This window comes from Pseudomonas sp. WPR_5_2 (assembly GCF_003634475.1).
Classification (GTDB): Bacteria; Pseudomonadota; Gammaproteobacteria; order Pseudomonadales; family Pseudomonadaceae; genus Aquipseudomonas; species Aquipseudomonas izuensis.
In genome coordinates this window covers 175,568-199,080 of the sequence record NZ_RBLA01000005.1, presented here as the reverse complement: position 1 = coordinate 199,080, position 23,513 = coordinate 175,568, and the positions used below count along the sequence as shown (strand labels likewise).

23 protein-coding genes, 1 pseudogene and 1 riboswitch are annotated in these 23,513 nt (G+C 60.3%); of the genes and pseudogenes, 16 read left to right on the top strand and 8 right to left on the bottom strand.

Annotated features, from left to right (window positions below; genetic code table 11):
* Positions 1-12 precede the first annotated feature (12 nt).
* Positions 13-115: riboswitch (S-adenosyl-L-homocysteine riboswitch) on the bottom strand.
* A 198-nt stretch (positions 116-313) separates the two neighbouring features.
* Positions 314-718, top strand: coding sequence for an acyl-CoA thioesterase (locus BJ917_RS19260; protein WP_096514462.1), 405 nt, complete (start codon positions 314-316; stop codon positions 716-718).
* 167 nt (positions 719-885) lie between these two features.
* Positions 886-1,773 carry a formate/nitrite transporter family protein gene (locus BJ917_RS19255; protein ID WP_096514464.1) on the top strand — a complete coding sequence of 296 codons (888 nt, stop codon included), beginning with the start codon at positions 886-888 and terminating at the stop codon, positions 1,771-1,773.
* A gap of 6 nt (positions 1,774-1,779) precedes the next feature.
* Here the strand turns inward: BJ917_RS19255 and BJ917_RS19250 are convergent, their stop codons facing one another.
* Complete coding sequence (locus BJ917_RS19250; protein WP_121104116.1) at positions 1,780-2,949, bottom strand: MFS transporter; 1,170 nt, start codon at positions 2,947-2,949, stop codon at positions 1,780-1,782.
* 286 nt (positions 2,950-3,235) lie between these two features.
* Here BJ917_RS19250 and BJ917_RS19245 point away from each other — a divergent pair, with 286 nt between their 5' ends.
* Together BJ917_RS19245 and BJ917_RS19240 are read left to right on the top strand one after the other, a co-directional pair.
* Entirely contained in the window at positions 3,236-4,069 is an 834-nt protein-coding gene (locus tag BJ917_RS19245; RefSeq protein WP_121104114.1) for an EamA family transporter, read from the top strand.
* 31 nt (positions 4,070-4,100) lie between these two features.
* Positions 4,101-4,484 (top strand): MAPEG family protein, encoded by a 384-nt coding sequence (locus BJ917_RS19240; RefSeq protein WP_096514470.1) that lies wholly within the window; start codon positions 4,101-4,103, stop codon positions 4,482-4,484.
* Positions 4,485-4,597: 113 nt separating this feature from the next.
* On the opposite strand, the gene BJ917_RS19235 is transcribed toward BJ917_RS19240, so the two are convergent.
* Positions 4,598-5,782 carry a murein transglycosylase A gene (locus BJ917_RS19235; protein WP_121104112.1) on the bottom strand — a complete coding sequence of 395 codons (1,185 nt, stop codon included), beginning with the start codon at positions 5,780-5,782 and terminating at the stop codon, positions 4,598-4,600.
* Between the two features lie 128 nt (positions 5,783-5,910).
* Here BJ917_RS19235 and BJ917_RS19230 point away from each other — a divergent pair, with 128 nt between their 5' ends.
* Entirely contained in the window at positions 5,911-6,360 is a 450-nt protein-coding gene (locus BJ917_RS19230; RefSeq protein ID WP_096514474.1) for a cytochrome c, read from the top strand.
* A gap of 130 nt (positions 6,361-6,490) precedes the next feature.
* On the opposite strand, the gene BJ917_RS19225 is transcribed toward BJ917_RS19230, so the two are convergent.
* The 4 genes from BJ917_RS19225 to BJ917_RS19210 all read right to left on the bottom strand — a co-directional run bounded on the left by BJ917_RS19225 (position 6,491) and on the right by BJ917_RS19210 (position 11,131).
* Entirely contained in the window at positions 6,491-6,886 is a 396-nt protein-coding gene (locus tag BJ917_RS19225; RefSeq protein ID WP_121104110.1) for a DUF1090 domain-containing protein, read from the bottom strand.
* A gap of 98 nt (positions 6,887-6,984) precedes the next feature.
* Positions 6,985-8,664 carry an NAD-dependent DNA ligase LigB gene (gene ligB, locus BJ917_RS19220; protein WP_121104108.1) on the bottom strand — a complete coding sequence of 560 codons (1,680 nt, stop codon included), beginning with the start codon at positions 8,662-8,664 and terminating at the stop codon, positions 6,985-6,987.
* A 262-nt stretch (positions 8,665-8,926) separates the two neighbouring features.
* Complete coding sequence (gene metK / locus BJ917_RS19215; RefSeq protein ID WP_095195981.1) at positions 8,927-10,117, bottom strand: methionine adenosyltransferase; 1,191 nt, start codon at positions 10,115-10,117, stop codon at positions 8,927-8,929.
* Positions 10,118-10,135: 18 nt separating this feature from the next.
* Positions 10,136-11,131 (bottom strand): metalloregulator ArsR/SmtB family transcription factor, encoded by a 996-nt coding sequence (locus tag BJ917_RS19210; protein ID WP_121104106.1) that lies wholly within the window; start codon positions 11,129-11,131, stop codon positions 10,136-10,138.
* 272 nt (positions 11,132-11,403) lie between these two features.
* Here BJ917_RS19210 and tkt point away from each other — a divergent pair, with 272 nt between their 5' ends.
* From tkt to BJ917_RS32350, 7 genes and pseudogenes are all read left to right on the top strand, one after another.
* Positions 11,404-13,401: a transketolase gene (gene tkt / locus BJ917_RS19205; protein ID WP_096514482.1), complete on the top strand. Its 1,998-nt coding sequence runs from the start codon at positions 11,404-11,406 to the stop codon at positions 13,399-13,401.
* 151 nt (positions 13,402-13,552) lie between these two features.
* Entirely contained in the window at positions 13,553-14,608 is a 1,056-nt protein-coding gene (gene epd, locus BJ917_RS19200; protein WP_121104104.1) for an erythrose-4-phosphate dehydrogenase, read from the top strand.
* Positions 14,609-14,633: 25 nt separating this feature from the next.
* Complete coding sequence (locus BJ917_RS19195; protein WP_096514486.1) at positions 14,634-15,797, top strand: phosphoglycerate kinase; 1,164 nt, start codon at positions 14,634-14,636, stop codon at positions 15,795-15,797.
* Between the two features lie 35 nt (positions 15,798-15,832).
* Positions 15,833-16,054, top strand: coding sequence for a hypothetical protein (locus tag BJ917_RS19190; RefSeq protein WP_096514488.1), 222 nt, complete (start codon positions 15,833-15,835; stop codon positions 16,052-16,054).
* A gap of 56 nt (positions 16,055-16,110) precedes the next feature.
* Entirely contained in the window at positions 16,111-16,443 is a 333-nt protein-coding gene (locus tag BJ917_RS19185) for an MliC family protein (RefSeq protein ID WP_096514490.1), read from the top strand.
* A 247-nt stretch (positions 16,444-16,690) separates the two neighbouring features.
* The gene (fba, locus tag BJ917_RS19180; RefSeq protein ID WP_019694035.1) at positions 16,691-17,755 is read left to right on the top strand and encodes a class II fructose-bisphosphate aldolase; all 1,065 of its coding nucleotides are present in this window, start codon (positions 16,691-16,693) and stop codon (positions 17,753-17,755) included.
* A gap of 50 nt (positions 17,756-17,805) precedes the next feature.
* Positions 17,806-17,895 (top strand): annotated as a pseudogene (locus BJ917_RS32350) (metal ABC transporter ATP-binding protein); the annotation flags it as partial.
* Between the two features lie 9 nt (positions 17,896-17,904).
* Here BJ917_RS32350 and BJ917_RS19175 read toward each other — a convergent pair.
* Positions 17,905-18,573, bottom strand: a complete 669-nt coding sequence (locus BJ917_RS19175; RefSeq protein ID WP_096514492.1) for a polysaccharide lyase family 7 protein — start codon at positions 18,571-18,573, stop codon at positions 17,905-17,907.
* 323 nt (positions 18,574-18,896) lie between these two features.
* Here BJ917_RS19175 and BJ917_RS19170 point away from each other — a divergent pair, with 323 nt between their 5' ends.
* Genes BJ917_RS19170 through BJ917_RS19160 form a run of 3 tightly spaced genes read left to right on the top strand, consistent with a single transcriptional unit; the run spans position 18,897 to position 21,919 of the window.
* Complete coding sequence (locus BJ917_RS19170) at positions 18,897-21,020, top strand: bifunctional diguanylate cyclase/phosphodiesterase (protein ID WP_121104102.1); 2,124 nt, start codon at positions 18,897-18,899, stop codon at positions 21,018-21,020.
* Positions 21,021-21,065: 45 nt separating this feature from the next.
* Positions 21,066-21,572 (top strand): M48 family metallopeptidase, encoded by a 507-nt coding sequence (locus BJ917_RS19165; protein WP_121104100.1) that lies wholly within the window; start codon positions 21,066-21,068, stop codon positions 21,570-21,572.
* Positions 21,573-21,619: 47 nt separating this feature from the next.
* A complete protein-coding gene (locus BJ917_RS19160; RefSeq protein WP_096514498.1) occupies positions 21,620-21,919 on the top strand; it encodes a helix-turn-helix domain-containing protein in 300 nt (99 codons plus the stop codon).
* A 123-nt stretch (positions 21,920-22,042) separates the two neighbouring features.
* On the opposite strand, the gene BJ917_RS19155 is transcribed toward BJ917_RS19160, so the two are convergent.
* Positions 22,043-22,495 carry a GNAT family N-acetyltransferase gene (locus tag BJ917_RS19155; RefSeq protein WP_096515632.1) on the bottom strand — a complete coding sequence of 151 codons (453 nt, stop codon included), beginning with the start codon at positions 22,493-22,495 and terminating at the stop codon, positions 22,043-22,045.
* Positions 22,496-22,751: 256 nt separating this feature from the next.
* On the opposite strand from BJ917_RS19155, the gene BJ917_RS19150 reads away from it, so the two are divergent.
* Entirely contained in the window at positions 22,752-23,489 is a 738-nt protein-coding gene (locus tag BJ917_RS19150) for an ABC transporter substrate-binding protein (protein ID WP_096514500.1), read from the top strand.
* Positions 23,490-23,513 lie beyond the last annotated feature (24 nt).

Genomic DNA, 23,513 nt, shown 5'->3' with positions numbered 1-23,513 from the left:
ATTCGTAAAGTATGCGAATGGGCGCCGTTGTGCGTTTAGTGTCGGGCCGATCAAGGCCTGGCAACGCCCCATCCGAGCCTGACAGGTCTAGCCTGCTGCAGCGCCCCTCGGACAGGTGGCGGGAAAACGGTATCAAGTCATGATGACCGTTTTGAAACGGGGGCGATTATAGCGGGCTATGCTGATCTTCCAAAGGGTTTCTGTCGGTCAATGTTCGAACGGTAATAGTGGCTATAGAAGATGCCGAATAGAGCTCTGGTCCAGGCTCTGCCATGATCCTTGGCATCTATCGGCAAGACGGTCAGGAGTGAGCATGAATTTCCACACCCGCAAATGGGTCAAACCCGAAGACCTCAACCCCAACGGCACGCTGTTCGGCGGCAGCCTTCTGCGCTGGATCGACGAAGAAGCGGCAATTTACGCCATCGTCCAACTGGGCAACCAGCGCGTCGTCACCAAGTACATTTCCGAAATCAACTTCGTCAGCGCTTCGCGCCAGGGCGACATCATCGAACTGGGCATCACCGCCACCGAATTTGGCCGCACCTCGATCACCCTGACGTGTGAAGTGCGCAACAAGATCACCCGCAAAAGCATCCTGACGGTCGAGAAGATGGTCTTCGTCAACCTCGGCGAAGACGGTTTGCCCGCCCCCCACGGCCGGACCGAGATCAAGTACGTCAAAGACCAGTTCAAGGATGATGCCCCCGTCGAATAATGCGGGACCTGTAGGAGCTGGCTTGCCAGCGAAGCTTTTGGCTGCCTTGAGGGCCCCTATGCTGGCAAGCCAGCTCCTACAAGGGAAGGTTTCGTTTGATAGGGCGGTGAACAGCTCCAACCGGCGCGGGTCGTAACTAAATCGCATGCCAGCGGTTCAGGAGCGTTATGGACACTCACAAAGCCGGCAAGACCCCCGACCTCTCGGCCAAAGAGCAGCACGAAGTCGAAAAGAGCCAGCCACCACGGGCGGCGGTGTTGCACGAAATCATCCGTACCCAGGGCGATCAGGAACTTGAACGCAGCGTTGCCGCGCTGTGGTGGTCCGCGCTGGCCGCCGGCCTGAGCATGGGGCTGTCACTGATGGGCATGGGCTTGCTCAACTCCCGACTGCCGGATGGCGAAGGCTTCAAGGTGATTGCCAGTTTCGGCTACTGCGCGGGGTTTCTCGCGGTGATCCTCGCCCGCCAGCAACTGTTCACCGAAAACACCCTGACGGCGGTGCTGCCGATCATGAGCAAACCCACGCTGGGCAACGTCGGTCGATTACTGCGGCTGTGGACGGTGGTGCTGGTCGGCAACCTTTGCGGCACCTTGCTGGTGGCCTACGTGATGCTGGAGCTGCCGATTTTCGACAGCAAGACCGATATCGCCTTTCTCGACATCGGCCGCAAGGTCATGGAAAACCACACCGGCCAGATGTTCGCCAAGGGCATTGTTTCGGGCTGGATGATCGCCACCATGGTCTGGATGATTCCGTCCATGGAGAGCGCCAAGATGTGGATCATCATCCTCATCACCTACTTCATGGCACTGGGGGATTTCACTCATATCGTGGTCGGCTCGCTTGAGGTTTCGTACCTGGTGTTCGCCGGCGAATTGCCGTGGAAGGATTTCTGGCTGGTGTTCGCCGGTCCCACGCTGGCGGGGAATATCATCGGTGGCAGCTTTATTTTCGCGCTGATCAGCCATGCGCAGATTCGCAGTGAAAGCGGGCCGCCGAAAAACGCAGCGGATCAGGGCGAGGAGCCCGACCCGCAGAAGATCGAAAAATAGTCGATATCAGCTTGCTGCATTAACCGCCGCTACGCCGCGGCGTTGCAGATGGATAAAGAACAGCGCGGTCAGCACCGTCAGCCCGCTGACCAGCGCGCCCGTCCACGGCAAGTCCGCCAGGTCCGCGCCGCTGGCCACCACCAGCCCGCCAATCCACGCCCCGGCCGCGTTGCCGAGATTGAATGCGCTCTGGTTCAGGGTCGAGCCGAGGTTGGGGGCTTCGTGGGCCTGATCAATGATCAGCAATTGCAGGATCGGGCACAGGGCGAAGGCGAAGATCCCCCACAGCACCAGCGTGATCGCCGCCGGGATCACTGAGTGGCTGGTCTGACTGAATGCGGCCAGTACCAGCACCACGGCCAGCGCCATGCCGACCAGCGACGGCAGCAAGCGGCTGTCCGCCAGGCGACCACCCAGCATGCTGCCTGCCGTCAAACCCACCCCGAACAACAGCAACATGATCGTCACGCCGTGAGGGCTGACCCCCGTGATGTCCTGCAGGATCGGCGCGATATAGGTAAATACGCTGAACAGGCTGGTTGAAGCCAGCACGCTCATGCCCAGCGCCAACAGCACGTTGACCTTGCCCAGCACCTTGAACTCGCTGGCGAGGTTGGCCTTGTCCATCGCAATGTCTTTCGGCAACCAGAGCCATTGCGCAACGGCGGCGATCACACCAATCACCGACACCGCCCAGAACGTCGAGCGCCAGCCGGCGTATTGCCCAAGCGCAGTGCCCAGCGGCACGCCCAGCACGTTGGCCAGGGTCAGGCCGGTGAACATCATGGCAATCGCCTGGGCCCGTTTGTTCGGTGCCACCAACCCGGCGGCCACCACCGAGCCAATACCGAAAAACGCGCCGTGGCACAGTGCGGTGACGACTCGAGCGGCCATCAGCGTGGCGTAGTTCGGCGCCAGGGCGCAGAGCATGTTGCCGAGGATGAACATCAGCGTCATGCCCAGCAATGTGGCTTTGCGTGGCATGTTGGCGGTGCCGACTGCGAGGATCGGTGCGCCGAACACAACGCCCAGGGCGTAGCCGGTAATCAACAGCCCGGCATTGGGGATGCTCACCGCGAGGTCGCGGGCAACGTCGGGCAGCAGGCCCATGATGACGAATTCAGTGGTGCCGATGCCGAACGCGGCAACAGCGAGGGCAAGCAAAGCGAGTGGCATGCGCAAGGTCTCTGTCGGTAGTCTTGACGCTGTGATCAGGCATACGCATGCCAACGACCGGTCTCGACGAGAGCGGTCAGGGGCAGTTTTTATTGGATTTAGTCTGTGCGCAACTGAGTGCGGCGTGGTCGCTTGCAGTATAAACAGCTACTGACATATCGCGAATCAATTCTCCCCCCGAAACTTTGTGGGAGCACGGCTTGCCGGCGATGGCGATTTCAAGGGCGCCATCGCGGGCAAGCCTTGCTCCCACAGGGGACGGGGTGGACTGCAAAAGGAGTGTGCCGTGCTTGCGACGGCTCTGGTGTTGGTGGCGGCGCTGTTGCATGCGGCGTGGAATACCCTGATCAAATTCAGCGCCGAACGGCTGCTGGTGGTGGCCTGCATGGACAGCGTGGCGATGTTGTTTGTCGTTGTGATGCTGCCTTTCGTGGAACTGCCGCCCCTTGAAATCTGGCCGTGGATTCTGGCCTCGGCCGCGTTCGAATTGCTCTATCGCTATTTGCTGATTCAGGCCTATCGGGTCGGCGACCTCGGGCTGGTCTATCCGCTGATGCGCGGGTTATCGCCGCTGGTGGTGCTGGCGCTGACCCTGATCTTTGCCGGGGAGGCGCTGACCCATCAGCAGATCTTCGGGATCCTGCTGATCCCGCTGGGCATGTTGTGCCTGCTATGGCAGGGCGGAGGCGGTGCGCGCCTGCCCTGGTCGATGTTGCCGGTGGTGGCGCTGATTGGCCTGTGTATTGGTTGCTACACCTACATCGACGGCCAGGCGTTGCGGCGCTGGTCGCAGCCACTGGACTACCTGGTCTGGGTGACGCTGCTCAGTGCCTGGCCGTTCCCGTTGCTGGCCTGGGTGCGCAAGCGACCGGCGTTCAGGTTGTTCTGGCGCGAGCAGTGGCGTTTGGGGCTGGCGGTCGGGTTCTGCGTGCTGTTCAGCTACGCTCTGGTGCTGTGGGCCATGCAGATGGGCTCGATTGCCGAAGCGGCAGCGCTGCGCGAGATCAGCGTGATTCTGGTGGTGCTGTTCGGTATGCGTTATCTGAAAGAGCCTTTTGGCGGGCCCAGGCTCCTGGCCTGCGGCTTAGTGCTGATCGGCATGCTGGTGATGAAATTCTGACGGCTCTGACAATGTGAAGAAGGACTGCTCTATGACGGTTGCTCTGTGGTGCATTTTGATCGCGATTTTCCTGCCCTACCTCTGCACGGGCATCGCCAAGGCCAGCGGCGGCTATGGTTTGAAAGACAACCATGACCCCCGGGACTTTCTGGAATCACTGAATGGTTTTGCCAGGCGTGCCCATGCGGCGCAATTGAACAGCTTCGAAGTGACACCGGCGTTTGCCGCGGCGGTGATCGTGGCGCACCTGGTTGGCAATGCCGAGTTGGTGACGATCAATGTGCTGTCGGTCTTGTTCATTACCAGTCGGCTGCTTTACATCATTTGCTATCTGGCGGACTGGGCGATTGTGCGGTCGTTGGTGTGGTTTGTGGGGATGGGGTTGATAGCTGCATTCTTTGTTGTGTCAGTCTGAATCCTCATTGCCAATAAGGGCCTCATCGCGAGCAGGCTCGCTCCCACAGGTTATGCACAACCCCTGTAGGAGCGAGCCTGCTCGCGATGGCTATCTAACAGCCAACATTTGACTCAGGGTTTGGTCTTCTCCGCATCAGCCACCTGCGGCACTTGCGGCAACGCCGCGCCCTTGGGCCACAGCATCCAGATCTGCCCCTGTTGCTTCATGTCCCCGGCCAGTTGCCCGGCCGCATCGCCCGTGCCCCAGAACAAGTCCGCGCGAACCTCGCCGGCAATCGCGCCGCCGGTGTCCTGCGCCGCTACCGGTCGCACCAGTGCGCTGCCGTCCGGTTTGGTGGTGGATAGCCACAACAGGCTGCCCAACGGAATGACCTTGCGATCCACTGCGGCGCTGTAACCCGCCGTCAATGGCACGTTCAGCGAGCCGCGAGGCCCTTCATTGCTGTCTGGATTACGGGTAAAAAATACATAGCTGGGGTTGCTGCCAAGCAGTTCCGGAATGCGCGACGGATTGGCTTTGGCCCAGTTGCTGATTGCGCCCATGGTCACGTCTTCTTTCTTCAACTCGCCTTGCTCCACCAGCCAGCGTCCGATCGGCCGATACGGGTGGCCATTCTGGTCGGCGTAAGCGATGCGCAACTGACGGCCGCTGTCGAGCTGGATACGACCCGAACCCTGGATTTGCAGAAACTGCAGGTTCATCGGATCGGTCAGCCAGGCCACCACCGGCGCCTTGACCCCTTTGGTTTCAATCGTTGCCGCATCGTCGTATGGCTTGAGCACACGACCCTCGAGCCGGCCACGCAGGCGTTTGCCCTTGAGTTCCGGGTAGAGGCTGTCCAGGGCGACGATGATCATGTCTTCGGGCACGCCATACACCGGAATGTTCGCGGTCGCGGTCTGGGTCAGGCTGCCGGGGTAGACCGGCTCGTAGTAACCGGTGATCAGGCCGTTGGGGTTGTCGTTGGCGGCGCGCAGGCCGTAGACATCGAGGTTCTGCTTGAGAAAGCCGCGAATGTCGCCGGCAGTCTGCGGTACGTTGGCCGCCGCTGCGCAAGTGCCACCCCAGACCGGGTCGGCCTTGAGTCGCGTACAGGCGCTGCGCCATGAGCCGAAGCCGGCGACGAGGTCGTTGTCGGACACTGTCGGCAATGCTTCCCAGGTGGCGCTGGAATAGGTGGCCAGTGCATGGGTTTTCGGTTGCTTGTTGTCGCCACCGGTGCAACCTGCGAGCAGGGCGACCATCGGCAGGGTCCAGGCCAGGCTGCAACGCCACGCCTTGAAACGGCTGTTCATGGAGTAATTCCTTTGCCGGTTGCATGTGTGCTCCATGCGCGCATGCAACCCGTATTGATAATAGGGGTATTGGTGTTTGCCCGGGACGCGAGGATACTGGCCGCCGTCTCCCGTGACCTGAAGCCACCATGACTCTTAAAAGACTTTCCGTTGTATTGCTGGCCTGCCTGACATTGTCCGCTTGCGGCGGTGTCGATCCCAATTCGCCGCTTGGTCAGCGCAAGGCCATTTTCAAGCAAATGCTCAAGACAGGCGAAGACCTGGGCGGCATGTTGCGTGGCCGTATTCCGTTCGACGGCCCGAAATTCGCTGACGGCGCGGCGAAGCTCGACACGCTGTCCCATGAGCCATGGAAGCATTTTCCGCAAGTGCGCGAAGAAGACCACACCAGTGCCAAAAGCGATGTCTGGCAGCAGCAGGAGCGCTTTCAGGCAATGGCTCGCGAACTTGAAAGCGCCACCGGTGAATTGGTGATCGTCAGCCAGGTTCAACCCTACAAGGCCAGCAACCTGGGGCCGGCGGTGCAAAAGGTCGAAGACGCTTGTAGTGCGTGTCATAAAAGGTTTCGGGATCATTGATGGGCGGTGCCCGGTCTGACGCCTTCGCGAGCAGGCTCGCTCCCACAGGGGAGTGCGATTACCTGTGGGAGCAAGCCTGCTCGCGAAGACTGATTTGACAGCACCGAAGACCGCCCTTCGTTACCTGTTCTTATTTATCCAGTTCGTCGACGGCTTCCTGCAATTCTTTGCGGGATTCGGCCAGTTTGTCTTTGCGCTTGTTGATCTTCTCGGGATCGCCTTTTTTCATGGCCTTGTCGAGATCGGCCTGACGCTGGCTGACTTCGTGCTTGGCGGCGAGCACCTTGTTTTCCCGTTCTTTCTTCAGCGAGGCGTCTGTGCAGTTGGCAGTGACTTCGCTGAGGGCTTTCTCCAGGCCGGCTTGTTGATCGGCGTTGCCGTGGGACTTGGCCAGTTCGATCTGATTGATGATGCCTTGCTTCTTGGCGGCACAACCTGCCAGTCCCGGAGCTTCTTCGTCGGCCATCAGCGGGGTGGCCAACACACTGCAAAGGGTCAGCAGGGCGAGCGGTGAAAGAAATTTCATAAAAGCTCCATGTGAAAAGGCAATCGGGTCGATGCGGCGATGGTTGTTCGAGCCCATCGGTACCAGAGGGTTCCCGGACGCCAAGGCATTGCCGGTCGCTAAAAACCGTCTATCCCTGTCGCCCGTAATGTTTCACTCAAGGCCAGAACCTGCGGGTCGCGAAAAAATGCGCTCAATTGCGCTGCGCGTCCCGGGCCTATACCGGCTTCGGCCTGCCATTGCTCGGTGTTTCGTTGCGCCAGTGCCTGCCAAGAGTTCGCCAGGTGTGCCTGGCCTGTCGGCGGCATACCCAGGGCTTTGAGCCAGCGGGCGAAAGGGCGTTGCCGGGCACTGTCGAAACTGCTCGAAAGTCGCGCGGCGCTGCGTTCGCCGAAACCGTCAATGTTAGCAAGCTCTTGAGTATCGAGGGTTAACCAATCCAGCAGACTGTTCAGGCGACCTGCTCGAAGCAGTTTTTCCCAGGTGCCAGGGCCGACATGGGACAAGGCCAGACCCTGTTTGCCACTGAGCCAGGTCAGGCGGGCGAGAAACTGACCCTCGCATCCCGGTGTCGGCTGCCAACAGCTTAGCGAATGAAAGTCCTTTGCCAGCGGCACATTCAGTTCCGGGCGCTCGGTGCTGCGCAACACCACACCGTCCAGCCGGGGGATGGTGAGGCCCGCGAGGCTGATGGCGACCTGGTCGCCGGGTCGAATGTCCAGCGCTTGCCAACGTTGCAGGGAACTCACGCTGACGCGCTTGATTTGCCGGTCATCGAGCACCACCGGCGTCAGTTCCAGCACCGGAGTGATCCGCCCGGTCCGGCCGGTCTTGAAGTGAACCTTGCGCACCTCGGCCAGCGCTTGGGCGAAGGGATACTTCCAGGCAATGCTCCAATAGGACGGTTTGGCTTGCCAGCGCTCGGAGGGCGGCCGTTTATCCTGGCGAAGGACGATGCCATCGCTGGCAAACGGCAAGGGCGAGCGGTACCAGTGATCACGCCAGCGCTGCGCATCGGCCAGCGCGCTGATCGGCTGGCTGTAGGCCGCGGTGCCCGGAAATCCCAGTTCATCCAGCGCCGCCACACGCTCTGGCCAACTCGCCGGACCTTGGGGCCAGTCCCAGACAAACAGACCTATGCCGATTGCCTGCTGCGCACTCAATGTCTTGCGGGCCATCAAACCGGCAACCGTGGAACGGGCATTGAGGCTGCCATCCCGGGCCTGCACGTGCCCGGCCAGGCGCCAGTAAAGTTCACCTTGCACCACCAGATCCAGGGGGTGTGACAGGTGTGGGGGGATGGCCGCAATCTGGCGTGCCGAAGCCGTCCAGTCCTGACCCTGTGAGCCGTCGCCACGACTGATCGCCTGGGTCAGCAGGCCATTGCGGTAAATCAGGGTCACGGCAACGCCGTCGACCTTGGGTTGAACCCAGACATCCGTGCGATCGCGCAGCCAATGCTCGACGGCTTGGTCATCGTGCAGTTTGTCCAGGCCGGTGTGGGCGATGGGGTGGGCAATCGTGCCGCGTGCAGTGCGCAGCGGATCTGTGGGGGCAATCTGATTGAAGCATTGGCGCCATTGGGCAAGGCGCGCGCTGGACTGGTCGTAGAGTTCGTCGGCGACCAGGGATTTTCCCAGGCCGTGATAGCTGTCGTCCCAGAGGTCGATCTGCTTTTGCAGGGCGTTGATTTCGTTGGAGGCGCGTTGGGATGGCCAGTCGGGGCATTGGGTGGCGTTGGCGTTCAGGCAGGAAAAGGTCAGCAGGCAGGTGAGAAACAGGCGCAGGGTGAGGGGCATTTCGAGCGTCCTTGCTCAGTGGGGTGTTTGAAGGCTAGGTCAGTAACGGTTGGCGCAAGAGATGCGTGTTTTGCTGGATATTTTTGCCGGCTGGGCTGACCTCTTCGCGAGCAGGCTCGCTCCCACAATAGATCTTCGTTGCGCTGCAGATCGGTGTGGGAGCGAGCCTGCTCGCGATGCGGGCAACGCGGTCTCAAATACAGGGCAATAAAAAGCCCCGCGCGGCAAACCGTGCGGGGCTTTTGGTACAGCCGGGAAAGTCTTACAGGCCGGCAGCGGAACGCAGGGCGTCGGCGCGGTCGGTTTTTTCCCAGGTGAAGGTGGTGAAGGTATCGTCACCCACGGTCTTGGTCGCCGGGGTACGACCGAAGTGGCCGTATGCCGCGGTTTCCTGGTACATCGGGTGCAGCAGGTCGAGCATCTTGGTGATCGCGTACGGACGCAGGTCGAACACTTCGCGGACCAGTTTGACGATCTTGTCATCGCTGATCTTGCCGGTGCCGAAAGTGTTCAGCGAGATCGAAGTCGGCTGGGCGACGCCGATGGCGTAGGACACCTGAATCTCGCAACGCTCGGCCAGGCCGGCAGCGACGATGTTCTTGGCCACGTAACGACCGGCATAGGCCGCCGAACGGTCAACCTTCGATGGATCCTTGCCGGAGAACGCGCCACCGCCGTGACGGGCCATGCCGCCGTAGCTATCGACGATGATCTTGCGGCCGGTCAGGCCGCAGTCGCCCACCGGGCCACCGATGATGAATTGGCCAGTCGGGTTGATGTGGAACTGGGTGTCCTTGGTCAGCAGTTCGGCAGGCAGCACGTGCTTGACGATCAGCTCCATCACGCCTTCGCGCAGGTCGTTGTACGACACTTCTGGATTGTGCTGGGTCGACAGGACGACCGCGTCGATACCCACGACCTTGCCGTTTTCGTAGCGGCAGGTCACTTGCGACTTGGCGTCCGGACGCAGCCAAGGCAACAGGCCGGATTTACGGGCTTCGGCTTGCCTTTGCACAAGCTGGTGCGAGAACGTGATCGGTGCAGGCATCAGTACGTCGGTTTCGTTGCTGGCATAGCCGAACATCAGGCCCTGGTCGCCGGCACCCTGATCTTCAGGCTTGGCACGGTCGACACCCTGGTTGATGTCGGGGGACTGCTTGCCGATGATGTTCATCACGCCGCAGGTCGCGCCGTCGAAGCCGACGTTGGAGCTGGTGTAGCCGATGTCGGTGATCACGTCACGAACGATCTGCTCCAGGTCAACCCAGGCCGAGGTGGTGACTTCGCCGGCGATGATCGCAACGCCCGTTTTCACCAGAGTCTCGCACGCCACGCGGGCGAACTTGTCTTCAGCAATGATGGCGTCCAGCACCGCATCAGAAATCTGGTCGGCGATTTTGTCCGGATGCCCTTCAGACACGGACTCGGAGGTGAAAAGGGAGTATTCGCTCATCTCGATGTTTTCCTGAAATTACCGATGGTGAGTGTCGCCAGCCGGCCGCTGAAAATGGCGGACCTGGATCTGGAAACCATTACGTAAGCCTACATAGAGGCTTTCCCCGGGAACGAGTCCCGCAGCGGTGGCCCAACGGGCCAGATCGTCCTGTTCAAACCCCAACCAGAGATCACCGCAGGCTTCCCTGGCCCAACTCTGGTTGTGGCTACATAACTCTGTCACTAGCAGGCTACCGCCTGGTTGCAGCAAATTGGCCATGTGCCCAAGGGCATCGGCCGGCGCGGCGAAATGGTGAAGCACCATGTTCAGTACCACGCAATCGGCCTTGAGACTCACACCGTTCAAGGCATCGGCCAATTGCAGGCTGACGTTGCTCAGCATTTGGTGTTCGCACACCTGGCGTGCCAGTTCGAGCATCGCCTGGCTGTTGTCCAGCGCCGTGACCTGGGTGAAGCGGCGCGCCAGTTCCGGTAGAAACGCGCCGTCTCCGGGGCCGACCTCGATGGCTGTGGCGCCTTCGCTGAAACTCAGCTTGTCGAGCAAGGCCACCACGCTATCGCGATATTGTGGCAGGCCGGCGATCAAGTCTTGCTGGGCGCGGAATTTTTCCGCGACCCGTGAGAAAAAGTCCTGACTGGCCGCTGCCCGTTTGCCATGGACCTGAGCGATCCGCGACTGCACATCGGCAGGCAGGGTCAGGTCGTCCACCTCTTCGAGCAAGGCAGCGTGCAGCTTGCCGCCCAGCAGATCGGTGTGGGGCAGGGCGCGACGGTAAAAAATCGCATTGCCTTCACGGCGGGTCGCCACCAGGCCGGCCTGGGCCAATACCTTGAGGTGATGGCTCATGCCTGACTGACCGATACCGAAGATCTGCGCCAGTTCCAGCACGCCAAACGAATCGTTGGCCAGTGCGCGCAATACATTCAAGCGCAGAGGATCGCCGCCGGCCTTGCACAGGGCCGCCAGCTCATCGCAATCGTCATGGCGAATGGAAGGCACGCGTAAATTCATAAGGCCGGCAGTCTAGTCACGCGCCGGAAGCACCGCAAGAGCAATATCAAAAAGTTTTGATATTGCTCGATAGATGGCACTTCTTAACGTTACGTTCAGTCAACAAACGAATGGCGGAAAGGTTTCACCCGCCGAAACCGTCGTTATCCATTGGAAAAACGCCTTCAGATGACTATCTGTCATTGCCCCGAAGCGTCTCGGTGAGGGAAAATGCTCGCCTTTTTTCCGTTTCGTTTATTCACTCTTGTTTCAGAATCCCCAGGAGAACAGCGATGCCTAGCCGTCGTGAGCGTGCCAACGCCATTCGTGCCCTCAGCATGGATGCCGTGCAAAAAGCCAACAGCGGCCATCCCGGTGCCCCTATGGGTATGGCGGATATCGCCGAAGTGCTTTGGCGCGACTACCTCAAGCACAACCCGAGCAATCCATCGTTCGCCGACCGTGACCGCTTCGTGCTGTCCAACGGTCATGGCTCGATGCTCATCTACTCGCTGCTGCACCTGACCGGCTACGACCTGTCGATCGATGATCTGAAGCAGTTCCGCCAACTGCACAGCCGCACGCCAGGTCACCCGGAACTCGGCTACACCCCGGGTGTTGAAACCACCACCGGCCCACTGGGTCAGGGTCTGGCCAACGCCGTGGGTTTTGCCCTGGCTGAAAAAGTCATGGCGGCACAATTCAACCGTCCCGGCCACAATATCGTCGACCACCACACCTACGTGTTCCTGGGTGATGGCTGCATGATGGAAGGCATTTCCCACGAAGTCGCTTCCCTGGCCGGTACCCTGGGCCTGGGCAAGCTGATTGCCTTCTACGATGACAACGGCATCTCCATCGACGGCGAAGTCGAAGGCTGGTTCACCGATGACACGCCGAAGCGTTTCGAATCCTACAACTGGCAAGTGATCCGCAATGTCGACGGTCACGACCCGGAAGAAATCAAGATCGCCATCGAGACTGCGCGCAAAAGTTCGCAGCCAACCCTGATCTGCTGCAAGACCACCATTGGCTTCGGCTCGCCGAACAAGCAAGGCAAGGAAGACTGCCACGGCGCCCCGCTGGGTGACGCGGAAATCGCCCTGACCCGTGAAGCCTTGAAGTGGAATCACGGTCCATTCGAAATCCCGGCCGACATCTATGCCGAGTGGGATGCCAAGGAAGCCGGTCGCGCGGTCGAAGCCGAGTGGGATCAGCGTTTCGCAGCCTACTCCGCTGCCTTCCCTGCCGAAGCCAACGAGCTGGTTCGTCGTCTGAGCGGCGAGCTGCCGGCCGACTTCTCCGAGAAGGCCGACGCCTACATCGCCGAAGTGGCTGCCAAGGGCGAAACCATTGCCAGCCGCAAAGCCAGCCAGAACGCCCTGAACGCGTTTGGCCCGCTGCTGCCGGAGTTCCTCGGCGGTTCGGCCGACCTGGCCGGTTCCAACCTGACCCTGTGGAAAGGCTGCAAAGGCGTCACCGCTGAAGACGCCAGCGGCAACTACATGTACTACGGCGTGCGCGAGTTCGGCATGACCGCCATCATGAACGGCGTTGCCCTGCACGGCGGCCTGGTGCCTTACGGCGCGACCTTCCTGATGTTCATGGAATACGCCCGCAATGCCGTGCGCATGTCGGCCCTGATGAAGCAGCGTGTGATCCACGTCTACACCCACGACTCCATCGGTCTGGGCGAAGACGGCCCGACTCACCAGCCAATCGAGCAACTGGCCAGCCTGCGCTGCACGCCGAACCTCGATACCTGGCGTCCAGCCGATGCCGTTGAATCGGCCGTGTGCTGGAAATACGCGCTGGAGCGCAAGGACGGTCCTTCGGCCCTGATCTTCTCGCGTCAGAACCTGCAGCATCAAACCCGCAATGCCTTGCAGATCGGTGATATCAGCCGTGGCGGCTACGTGTTGAAGGACTGCGCTGGCGAGCCTGAGCTGATCCTGATTGCGACCGGTTCGGAAGTCGGCCTGGCCGTTCAAGCCTTCGACAAACTGACCGAGCAGGGCCGCAAGGTGCGCGTGGTTTCCATGCCTTGCACCAGCGTGTTCGACGCCCAGGATGCCGGCTACAAGCAATCGGTCCTGCCGTTGCAGGTCAGCGCCCGTATCGCCATCGAGGCTTCCCACGCCGACTACTGGTACAAGTACGTCGGCCTGGAAGGTCGCGTGATCGGCATGACCACCTACGGCGAGTCGGCGCCTGCGCCTGCCTTGTTCGAAGAGTTCGGCTTCACCCTGGAAAACATCCTGGGCCAGGCTGAAGAGCTGCTGGAAGACTGATCCAGAAGTTGCGTCGTCCGGACTGCCGCCTTCGCGAGCAGGCTCGCTCCCACAGGGATCTCCATCGACCCTGTGGGAGCGAGCCTGCTCGCGAAAGCGGTGGTTCGGTCAATGTGCAATGACAGATTCACCACGGTAATCGAGAACCCCCATGCCTCAACCGCGTCCCTACAAAGTTGCACTCAACGGCTACGGCCGGATTGGTCGTTGCGTCTTGCGTGCGTTGTTCGAGCGAGGCTCGACGGCAGGGTTTGAGATTCTCGCGATCAACGATCTGGCCGACATGGCCAGCATCGAATACCTGACACGTTTCGACTCCACCCACGGGCGCTTTCCCGGTGAGGTGAAGGTCGATGGCGATTGTCTGCATATTAATGGCAACTGCGTGAAGGTCCTGCGCAGTGCCACCCCCGAAGGCATCGATTGGGCGTCCCTGGGCGTCGATCTGGTGCTGGAATGCTCCGGCGCTTACCACACCCGTGCCGACGGCCAGCGTTTTCTCGAGGCCGGCGCGCCACGCGTGCTGTTTTCCCAGCCGATGGCCAGCGAGTCGGATGTCGACGCCACCATCGTCTACGGCGTGAACCAGGAGTGCCTGACCGGCGACGAGCTGTTGGTATCCAATGCCTCCTGCACCACCAACTGCGGCGTGCCGTTGTTGCGCCTGCTGGATCAAGCGATCGGCCTGGAGTACGTGTCGATCACCACGATTCACTCGGCGATGAACGATCAGCCGGTGATCGACGCCTATCACCACGAAGACCTGCGTCGCACCCGTTCGGCGTTCCAGTCGGTGATCCCGGTGTCCACCGGTCTGGCGCGCGGCATCGAACGCCTGTTGCCGGAACTTGCCGGGAGAATTCAGGCCAAAGCCGTACGTGTGCCGACGGTCAACGTGTCTTGCCTCGATATTACGATGCAGACCGTGAGCGATACCGACGCCACCGAGGTCAACCGGATCCTGCGCGAGGCTGCCACCAGCGGCCCGCTCAAGGGTCTGCTGGCCTATACCGAGCTACCCCATGCAAGTTGTGATTTTAATCACGACCCACATTCGGCGATCGTCGATGCCAGTCAGACCCGCGTTTCCGGCCCACGGCTGGTGAACATCCTGGCCTGGTTCGACAACGAATGGGGTTTTGCCAACCGAATGCTGGATGTTGCAGAGCACTATCTGCAAACAGCGAATCCACCCACTGCTCTCTAAATCAGTAACCCAGGAAATGCGACCCATGACCGTGTTGAAGATGACCGACCTCGATCTGCAAGGTAAGCGCGTACTGATCCGCGAAGACCTCAACGTCCCGGTGAAGGACGGTGTAGTCACCAGCGATGCGCGAATCCTGGCTTCGCTGCCGACCATCAAGCTGGCCCTGGAAAAAGGCGCGGCAGTGATGGTTTGCTCGCACCTTGGCCGTCCGACCGAAGGCGAGTTCTCCGCCGAAAACAGCCTCAAGCCAGTCGCCGACTACCTGAGTCGTGCCCTGGGCCGCGAAGTGCCGCTGGTGGCTGACTACCTGGGCGGCGTCGACGTGAAAGCCGGCGACATCGTGCTGTTCGAAAACGTGCGCTTCAACAAGGGCGAGAAAAAGAACGCCGACGAACTGGCCAAGCAATACGCCGCCCTGTGCGACGTGTTCGTGATGGACGCCTTCGGCACCGCGCACCGTGCCGAGGGTTCGACCCATGGCGTGGCCAAGTTCGCCAAAGTCGCTGCGGCAGGTCCGCTGCTGGCGGCGGAACTCGACGCACTGGGCAAGGCCCTGGGCGCACCGGCCCAGCCGATGGCTGCCATCGTTGCCGGTTCCAAGGTGTCGACCAAACTCGACGTACTGAACAGCCTGAGCCAGATCTGCGATCAGTTGATCGTCGGCGGCGGCATCGCCAACACCTTCCTGGCGGCTGCCGGTCATCCGGTCGGCAAATCCCTGTACGAGCCTGACCTGCTGGACACCGCCCGTGCCATCGCCGCCAAGGTCAGCGTTCCGCTGCCGGTGGACGTGGTGGTTGCCAAGGAATTCGCCGAAAGCGCCACGGCCACCGTGAAGCTGATCGCTGACGTGGCTGCCGACGACATGATCCTGGACATCGGCCCGCAGACCGCAGCGAACTTCGCCGAACTGCTGAAATCGTCGAAAACCATCCTGTGGAACGGTCCGGTCGGCGTGTTCGAATTCGACCAGTTCGGCAACGGTACCAAGGTGCTGGCCCAGGCCATCGCCGACAGCGCGGCGTTCTCCATCGCTGGCGGTGGCGACACCCTGGCCGCCATCGACAAATATGGCGTTGCCGAGCAAATCTCCTACATTTCTACCGGTGGCGGCGCGTTCCTCGAATTCGTCGAAGGCAAAGTGCTGCCAGCCGTTGAAGTCCTGGAAAGCCGGGCAAAGGCCTGAGGCTCGCCCGTTTGGCCAGGCAAGGGAGTGTTCACATGGTCAAGACGTTAGCGCTGTTGATCGTCGCGGGTTCGCTGGCGGCTTGCGGGAGTAACCCCAAAGCCCCCGAAGTACCTGAGACGCCGGCACAGGATAAAGGTTGCTACCAGGCCGACTGGCAGGCGGAGACCAATCCGGTGCTCAACAAGCGTTCCGGGCCTGAAGGCCTGGACAAATACGAGACACAGACACCCGCCAAGGAACATGGTTGCCCGTGACGGGTCTGACTCTTTACTCAGGGCCGGTAGCGTGCGCCGCCGGTCGAGGAACACGGATGAAAGGTTTTATCGCCATTACGGCATTGGTCCTGCTGGCCGGGTGCGCCAACCTGAACCCGTTCCAGTCGTCCGCCCCGGCTGACAACTGGACCACCTGGACCTGTGACAGCCAGGCCAAGGTGCTCTGGCGCTACACCGACGACAGCCGCAGGGAGGTCGACGTGCGACTGGGTGGGGCCGATCAGGTCTACCGCTTGAAACAGGAGCCGGGGGCCTCGGGATCGCTGTACAGCAACGACATGCTGGCGTTTCACGTAAAAGGTGAGGAAGGCCTGGTTTACTGGGTCGCCACCAATGATTTGATTGGCCGTGGCTGTAAAGCCGAATAACAACGCAGCCCTCTGTAGGAGCAAAGCTTGCTCGCGATGAGGCCGGCACATTCAATATAGGTGTTGGCAGTTACACCGCTATCGCGAGCAAGCTTTGCTCCTACAGGTTCTGCATCGATATTCAGATTTGTGCGTAACACCGAATTCGCAGGCCGGGCTGACCCCCGATCTGCAATAACTTGAATAGCCGCCGCCGCTCCGGCAGGCTGGCACGATTAACGACCCTCAACCGGGAGAGACACACACAATGGCACTTATCAGCATGCGCCAGATGCTGGACCACGCAGCCGAGTTCGGCTACGGCGTTCCAGCCTTCAACGTCAACAACCTTGAGCAGATGCGCGCCATCATGGAAGCCGCTGACAAGACTGACTCCCCGGTGATCGTCCAGGCTTCGGCCGGTGCTCGCAAATACGCCGGCGCGCCGTTCCTGCGTCACCTGATCCTGGCGGCCATCGAAGAATTCCCGCACATTCCGGTGTGCATGCACCAGGACCACGGCACCAGCCCTGACGTCTGCCAGCGTTCCATCCAACTGGGCTTCAGCTCGGTCATGATGGACGGTTCCCTGGGCGAAGACGGCAAGACCCCGACCGACTACGACTATAACGTGCGCGTTACCCAACAAACCGTGGCCATGGCTCACGCCTGCGGCGTATCGGTGGAAGGCGAGCTGGGCTGCCTGGGTTCGCTGGAAACCGGCATGGCCGGTGAAGAAGACGGTATCGGCGCCGAAGGCGTTCTGGACCATAGCCAGATGCTGACCGACCCGGAAGAAGCCGCTGACTTCGTAAAACGCACCCAGGTCGATGCCCTGGCCATCGCCATCGGCACCAGCCACGGTGCCTACAAGTTCACCAAGCCGCCTACCGGTGACGTGCTGGCAATCGACCGCATCAAGGAAATCCACAAACGCATTCCGAACACGCACCTGGTGATGCACGGTTCGTCTTCGGTTCCGCAAGAGTGGCTGGCGATCATCAACCAGTACGGCGGCGACATCAAAGAGACCTACGGCGTACCGGTTGAAGAAATCGTCGAAGGTATCAAGCACGGCGTGCGCAAGGTCAACATCGACACCGACCTGCGCCTGGCATCCACCGGCGCCATGCGTCGCCTGATGGCCACCAACCCGAGCGAGTTCGACCCGCGTAAATTCTTCGGCGCCACCGTGACCGCCATGCGCGACGTGTGCATCGCGCGTTACGAAGCCTTCGGCACCGCGGGCAACGCTTCGAAGATCAAGCCGATCTCCCTGGAAGCGATGTTCCAGCGTTACCTCAAAGGTGAGTTGAACGCCAAGGTCAACTAAGCCTCAGCGTTTGAGCCACACAAAAAACCCGCCGAGAGGCGGGTTTTTTTATTGTAGGAGCGAGCCTGCTCGCGAAAGCGTCAGGTCAGCCAACATCAATATTGAATGACATACCGCATTCGCGAGCAGGCTCGCTCCCACATTGATCATCACTTATCGTGATCGATATCCAGCTTGCTGAACGTCACTTTCCCGCCCTCACTGGTGTACCCGGTGTTGTCTTGCACATAGACCCCGGCCTTGAAGTACAGCGGCTTGTCGCGCCATGTCGCGCTGATCTGGGTATCCCACTGGTAGCCTGCGGCGCTGATGCCCAGTGCGCCGCCGGGGCTGAGGTGGATGAGGTAGGAGAACTCCTGATCCAGCTTTACGCCGGTAGCGACAATGATCACGCGGCCTTCATCGTCATCGGGGTGCATGCGCACTTTGGCGACAATGTTGCCGGTCGAGGTTTTGGTTTTGTATTGATACTCGACCTTCACCAGTGGCTTTTGGCTGTTGTAGGCATGAATTTGACCAATGACGAGCTTACCCGAGCTCGGCACCTGGTTGACCGCCAGGGTGGCCCGCAGGGTGTTGTCGGCGTCCGGGTAGTACCAGTTTTTCAGCGTGCCGTTGCTGTAGGTTTCCCGTAGTTCGGTGCGAGGGTAGATGGCGTTTTCGGTTTTGGAACCCGTCACCGGGGACCAGAAAACCACCGAGCCGGTGTCGGAACGGAAGTACTGATCCTTGAAGCCATTGACCAGTTTTGAGGTTTCAACGGTGTACGGCGGGCTGCCGACGGGAACGCTGAGGTTCCAGGTTGCAAGGTCGATCATGGGCAAAGCTTCCAGGTGTTTTTTGCAGTACGGACGTACCAGAAGCTCTAGCACGGGCCTTGAGGGCGCTCTTTATAAGCGTACAAGGTTTTTTTGTTAATGCTGGCCAGACAAAATGGGTGACGTCAAAATCCTGTTAAAAGGCCACCTCTCCCGGTTTCAGCGGCCCTCAGGCGTGACCGTTAGTCGGCAAATGAACACATTGTTGAATGATGGCGTACTGACACCTTCTGCTTTCCGGGATCCAGGTCTAGAGTGAATCATTAGAATTTGTCCGGCTTTCACGAGAAGCCGGCCTGCCGTCCCGAACATAGAGAAGCAGCATGGAATGCGCGCGCCCAACGCCAGCTGAAGGCCGTTCAACGTTATTAATCGTCGATGATTACCCTGAAAACCTGATCAGCATGCGCGCGTTGTTGCAGCGCCAGGACTGGCAGGTCATGACCGCTGCCTCGGGTTTCGAGGCACTCGGTCTGTTGCTTGAACACGAAATCGACCTGGTGCTGCTGGACGTGCAGATGCCGGGCATGGATGGTTTTGAAGTGGCGCGCCTGATGCGCGGCAGCCAGCGAACCCGCCTGACACCGATCATTTTCCTGACAGCCAACGAGCAGTCCCAGGCCGCGGTGATCAAGGGCTACGCCAGTGGCGCCGTGGATTACCTGTTCAAGCCGTTTGACCCGCAGATTCTCAAGCCCAAGGTCCAGGCGCTGCTGGAGCACCAGCGTAATCGCCGGGCCTTGCAGCGCCTGAGTCATGATCTGGAGGTGGCTCGCGCCTTCAATGCCTCGGTGCTGGACAACGCGGCCGAAGGCATTCTGGTGGTCGATGAGGGCGGTCTGATCCGCTTTGCCAACCCGGCGATGTCACGCCTGCTCAATGCCACAGTGCAAGAGCTGCAAGGCCGGGCCTTTTTGGACTTCCTGCAAAAACCGCATGTCCCGAACTGGGCCGATTCCGACCTGCTGGCCGGGTACAGGCGCGGTGAGACGTTGCGCCTGCACGATGCGTTGCTGCGCACTGCGCCTGGCCAGCAGGTGCCGGTGGCGCTGTCCTGTGCGCCTTTGCCTGCCGAGCAACATGCCATGGTAGTGACGGTGCTGGACATGTCGGTGGTGCGCCACCTGCATCAGCAGCTCGAATTTCAGGCCGTCACCGACCCGCTCACCGGGCTGCTCAACCGTCGGGGTTTTTACCAGACTGTGGAAAACCTGCTGCTGCGCGGTGAGCGCACCGACAGTGCCTGGGTCCTCTTGTACCTGGACCTCGACGGGTTCAAGCGGGTCAATGACTCACTCGGCCACGATGCCGGTGATCGGGTGCTGCGCTGGGTTTCCGAACAGTTGAAGGCTTGCCTGCGGCCGTTCGACATTCTGGCGCGCATGGGGGGCGATGAGTTCACCGCATTGCTCGACCTGGAGTTCCCGGAGCAAGCAGCCAAGATCGCCGAGAAACTGATTGAGCGAGTTTCGATCTGTCAGCAGATCGACGGCCTGGATATCGCTCTGGGTGCCAGCATTGGCATTGCCACCTACCCCGATTGCGGAGCCAATCTGGACGGTTTGCTGCGGGCCTCCGACATTGCCATGTACGAGGCCAAGCGCGCCGGTCGTCAGCAATATCGCTTCTACGATCACGAAATGAACGGTCGGGCACGCTCGCGGCTGATGCTCGAAGAAAGCGTGCGCACCGCCATTGAGAACCGTGATTTCAACCTGGTCTATCAACCGCAGGTGGCCATTGCCGACGGGCAGATTCGCGGATTTGAGGCGTTGTTGCGCTGGCAGCATCCGAGCGTCGGTGACGTTCCGCCTGGGCTGTTTCTACCCTTGCTGGAAGAGGCGCGTTTGATCAGTCGCCTGGGCAGCTGGATTTACCAGCGCGGTGCCGGGCAACGCAAGGCGTGGGAAACCCTGTTTGCCGAAGACCTGGTGCTGGGCGTCAGTTTGAGCGGCAGCCAGTTCGCCATGCCCCATCTGGCCACCGAGTTGCGCCAGGTGCTGGAGCGTCATGGCTTGCAGCCTCGTCATCTGGAAGTCGAGGTCACGGAAGAAGCCTTGATGCACAACCCGGAAGAAACCCGTAAACAGCTGCGTTTACTGCGTAGCCTGGGGGTCAGGGTGGCGCTGGATGATTTCGGTTCCGGGCCCTGTTCGCTGGCGCATTTGCGCGACCTGGAACTGGACACGCTCAAGCTCGACCGTCACTTGATCGCGCGGCTGCCGCAGTCTTCGCGGGACGCGGCGTTGGTGCGCAATGTGATCGAATTGTGCAAACACTACGGCATGGTGGTGATTGCCGAAGGGGTGGAAACCGTCGCGCAATATGACTGGCTGCAGGCCAACGGCTGCGGTTATGTGCAAGGCTTTCTGGTGGCGCGGCCGCTGATGGCCGAGGATACGGGGCACTTCGTGCAGCCTTTCGACTGGAGCGCGCTGCCCCGCTGAATTCGCTACACTGGCGATCTTTTCGTCTTTTGTGTTGCCACTGCGATGACCGCGTTGAAATACCTTCAGGCCTATCCCGCTTCATTGCAGGATCAGGTGCGCCAACTGATCGCCGAGGGTCGGCTGGGCGATTACTTGAGCAAGCGCTATCCGGAAAAGAACGCTGTGCAGAGCGACAAGGCGCTGTATACCTACGCGCTGGACCTCAAGCAGGAATACCTGCGTAACGCCCCGGCCATCGACAAGGTGTTGTTCGATAACCGTCTGGACCTGACCCACCGCGCGCTCGGCCTGCACACCACGATCTCGCGGGTGCAGGGCGGTAACCTCAAGGCCAAGAAAGAAATTCGCATCGCCTCGCTGTTCAAGGAAGCGCCCTCCGAGTTTCTGAAAATGATCGTGGTTCACGAGTTGGCGCATTTCAAAGAGTCCGATCACAACAAGGCGTTCTACAAACTGTGCGAACACATGTTGCCGGGGTATCACCAGGTGGAGTTCGATGTGCGGGTGTACTTGACCTGGCGGGATCTGCCGGCGCCCACAGGCGCGTAGGTGCTGCCGCAGGCTGCGGTCTTTTGATCTTCAAAAAAGGAGCAAATGTGACGGAAGTCAGTAAAACCAAGAGCAGCTTCTATCGCCGCTTGTATGTGGCGTACCTGATCGACAGCGGGCTGGCCAGCAGTGTTCCGGCATTGACCGACGTCACCGGGATGCCACGGCGCACGGCCCAGGACACCATTGCTGCGCTGGCGGATCTGGATATCGTTTGTGAGTTCGAGCAGGAAGAGGGCGCCCGCAATCATGCCGGGCGCTACCGGATTCGTGACTGGGGGGCGATTGATCGGGGATGGATCGAGCGCCATCTTCGGCAGATCAAGGCGGTGTTGGAATATCCCTGAAATTTGCATTGCCTGGGCTGGCGCCTTCGCTGGCAAGCCAGCTCCCACAGGTTCCGATGTGGATTGCAAATTTTTGATCCACTCTCGATCACTGTGGGAGCTGGCTTGCCAGCGATGGGGCCCTTACTGACGACGCATCCCTATATGGGGAATGCCATCCTCGACATACACCTCACCCGCCACTTCAAACCCGTACCGCCCGTAATACCCCTGCAGATGCGCCTGGGCCGAGAGATAGATCGGCATGTCGGGCCAGTGTTTTTCCGCCTGCTTCAGCGCCTGGGCCATCAATTCATGCCCAAGCCCCGTGCCTCGTGCCTGGGGGGCGATGATGACCCGTCCGATCACCACGTCGCCACCCTGTAATTCGGGATCGAGAAGGCGCAGGTACGCCACCAGTCGATCCCCGTCCCACGCCATCAAATGGCGGGTGTCACCCTCCAGATCCTGGCCGTCGATATCCTGATAGACGCATTTCTGCTCGACGACGAACACCTCGGCACGCAGCTGCAAAATGGCATACAGCTGCTCCTTGCCCAAGTCGCTGTGGTGTTTGCAGACCCATTCGATTGTCATGTCCTGATTCCCTGTAAACGTACCAGCGATACTAAGCGTCCCGGGGAAAGATGTCTTTATGGCGGAGAAATCTGTGATAAAGACCAAAATGCCATCATTCATTTCTCGCACCGCTGACTTCTTTGTGTAATCTGGAATCAAGCGATGTGCTGTGGCTTCAATGAGCTAACGTTTAGTGCCTGGGTGTGCCGGTACGGGGTCTTGGAGTTTTGGCTGAAAACACGTCGGGCAGCCCGCCCGCTAAGGATTTTCTAGCATGCCGCGATTGCATCGAGCCTTTGCTTTGATTGGATTGCTGTTGCTTGTTCATGACGCGGCAGCGGAAAAGTTGCGTCTGGTGGCTGATGCCTGGCCGCCGTTTACCGATGCCACGCTGGTTAACGGTGGCTTGGCCACGGATATTGTCAGCACCGCCCTGGCGCGGGCCGGCTATGCCAGTGACTTCGAGCAGGTGCCTTGGGCACGGGCCTTGCTGGGTGTGAGCGAAGGCCGATACGACGTGCTGGTCAATGCCTGGTACACCGAAGATCGCACCAAACTCGGTCAGTTTTCCAGCGAGTACCTGATCAACCGTGTGCGCTTTATCAAGCGCAAAGATGCACCGATCGAGTTCAATAACCTGCAGCAACTGCACACCTATCCGGTTGCGGTGGTGCGCGGTTATGCCTACTCGCCGGCGTTCGACGACGACGCATCACTGCAGAAAGTGCCGGTGCACAACTTCGCCATGGCCGTGCGCATGGTCGCCGCCGACCGGGTCAAACTGACCCTGGAAGACGAGTACGTCGCGCGCTACTACCTGGCCCGCGAATCCCCGAAAGTGCGCAATGCCGTGGAGTTCCTGCCCAAGCCGCTGAGCGAGAACAGTCTGCACATCCTGGTCAGCCTGAAAAATCCCGGGCATGAACAGATCGTTGCCGGTTTCGACCGGGAGATTGCCAAGATGAAGGCGGATGGGAGTTATGAGCGGTTGATGAGGCAGCATGGGATGTAGGGTGTGGCCGCTGGCCTAATCGCG

Excerpts from the sequence above, each read along its gene's own strand:
- BJ917_RS19260 (WP_096514462.1), top strand. The coding sequence starts at position 314 with ATGAATTTCCACACCCGCAAATGGGTCAAACCCGAAGACCTCAACCCC.
- BJ917_RS19255 (WP_096514464.1), top strand. The coding sequence starts at position 886 with ATGGACACTCACAAAGCCGGCAAGACCCCCGACCTCTCGGCCAAAGAG.
- BJ917_RS19250 (WP_121104116.1), bottom strand. The coding sequence starts at position 2,949 with ATGCCACTCGCTTTGCTTGCCCTCGCTGTTGCCGCGTTCGGCATCGGC.
- BJ917_RS19240 (WP_096514470.1), top strand. The coding sequence starts at position 4,101 with ATGACGGTTGCTCTGTGGTGCATTTTGATCGCGATTTTCCTGCCCTAC.
- BJ917_RS19235 (WP_121104112.1), bottom strand. The coding sequence starts at position 5,782 with ATGAACAGCCGTTTCAAGGCGTGGCGTTGCAGCCTGGCCTGGACCCTG.
- BJ917_RS19230 (WP_096514474.1), top strand. The coding sequence starts at position 5,911 with ATGACTCTTAAAAGACTTTCCGTTGTATTGCTGGCCTGCCTGACATTG.
- BJ917_RS19225 (WP_121104110.1), bottom strand. The coding sequence starts at position 6,886 with ATGAAATTTCTTTCACCGCTCGCCCTGCTGACCCTTTGCAGTGTGTTG.
- ligB (WP_121104108.1), bottom strand. The coding sequence starts at position 8,664 with ATGCCCCTCACCCTGCGCCTGTTTCTCACCTGCCTGCTGACCTTTTCC.
- metK (WP_095195981.1), bottom strand. The coding sequence starts at position 10,117 with ATGAGCGAATACTCCCTTTTCACCTCCGAGTCCGTGTCTGAAGGGCAT.
- BJ917_RS19210 (WP_121104106.1), bottom strand. The coding sequence starts at position 11,131 with ATGAATTTACGCGTGCCTTCCATTCGCCATGACGATTGCGATGAGCTG.
- tkt (WP_096514482.1), top strand. The coding sequence starts at position 11,404 with ATGCCTAGCCGTCGTGAGCGTGCCAACGCCATTCGTGCCCTCAGCATG.
- epd (WP_121104104.1), top strand. The coding sequence starts at position 13,553 with ATGCCTCAACCGCGTCCCTACAAAGTTGCACTCAACGGCTACGGCCGG.
- BJ917_RS19195 (WP_096514486.1), top strand. The coding sequence starts at position 14,634 with ATGACCGTGTTGAAGATGACCGACCTCGATCTGCAAGGTAAGCGCGTA.
- BJ917_RS19190 (WP_096514488.1), top strand. The coding sequence starts at position 15,833 with ATGGTCAAGACGTTAGCGCTGTTGATCGTCGCGGGTTCGCTGGCGGCT.
- BJ917_RS19185 (WP_096514490.1), top strand. The coding sequence starts at position 16,111 with ATGAAAGGTTTTATCGCCATTACGGCATTGGTCCTGCTGGCCGGGTGC.
- fba (WP_019694035.1), top strand. The coding sequence starts at position 16,691 with ATGGCACTTATCAGCATGCGCCAGATGCTGGACCACGCAGCCGAGTTC.
- BJ917_RS19175 (WP_096514492.1), bottom strand. The coding sequence starts at position 18,573 with ATGATCGACCTTGCAACCTGGAACCTCAGCGTTCCCGTCGGCAGCCCG.
- BJ917_RS19170 (WP_121104102.1), top strand. The coding sequence starts at position 18,897 with ATGGAATGCGCGCGCCCAACGCCAGCTGAAGGCCGTTCAACGTTATTA.
- BJ917_RS19165 (WP_121104100.1), top strand. The coding sequence starts at position 21,066 with ATGACCGCGTTGAAATACCTTCAGGCCTATCCCGCTTCATTGCAGGAT.
- BJ917_RS19155 (WP_096515632.1), bottom strand. The coding sequence starts at position 22,495 with ATGACAATCGAATGGGTCTGCAAACACCACAGCGACTTGGGCAAGGAG.
- BJ917_RS19150 (WP_096514500.1), top strand. The coding sequence starts at position 22,752 with ATGCCGCGATTGCATCGAGCCTTTGCTTTGATTGGATTGCTGTTGCTT.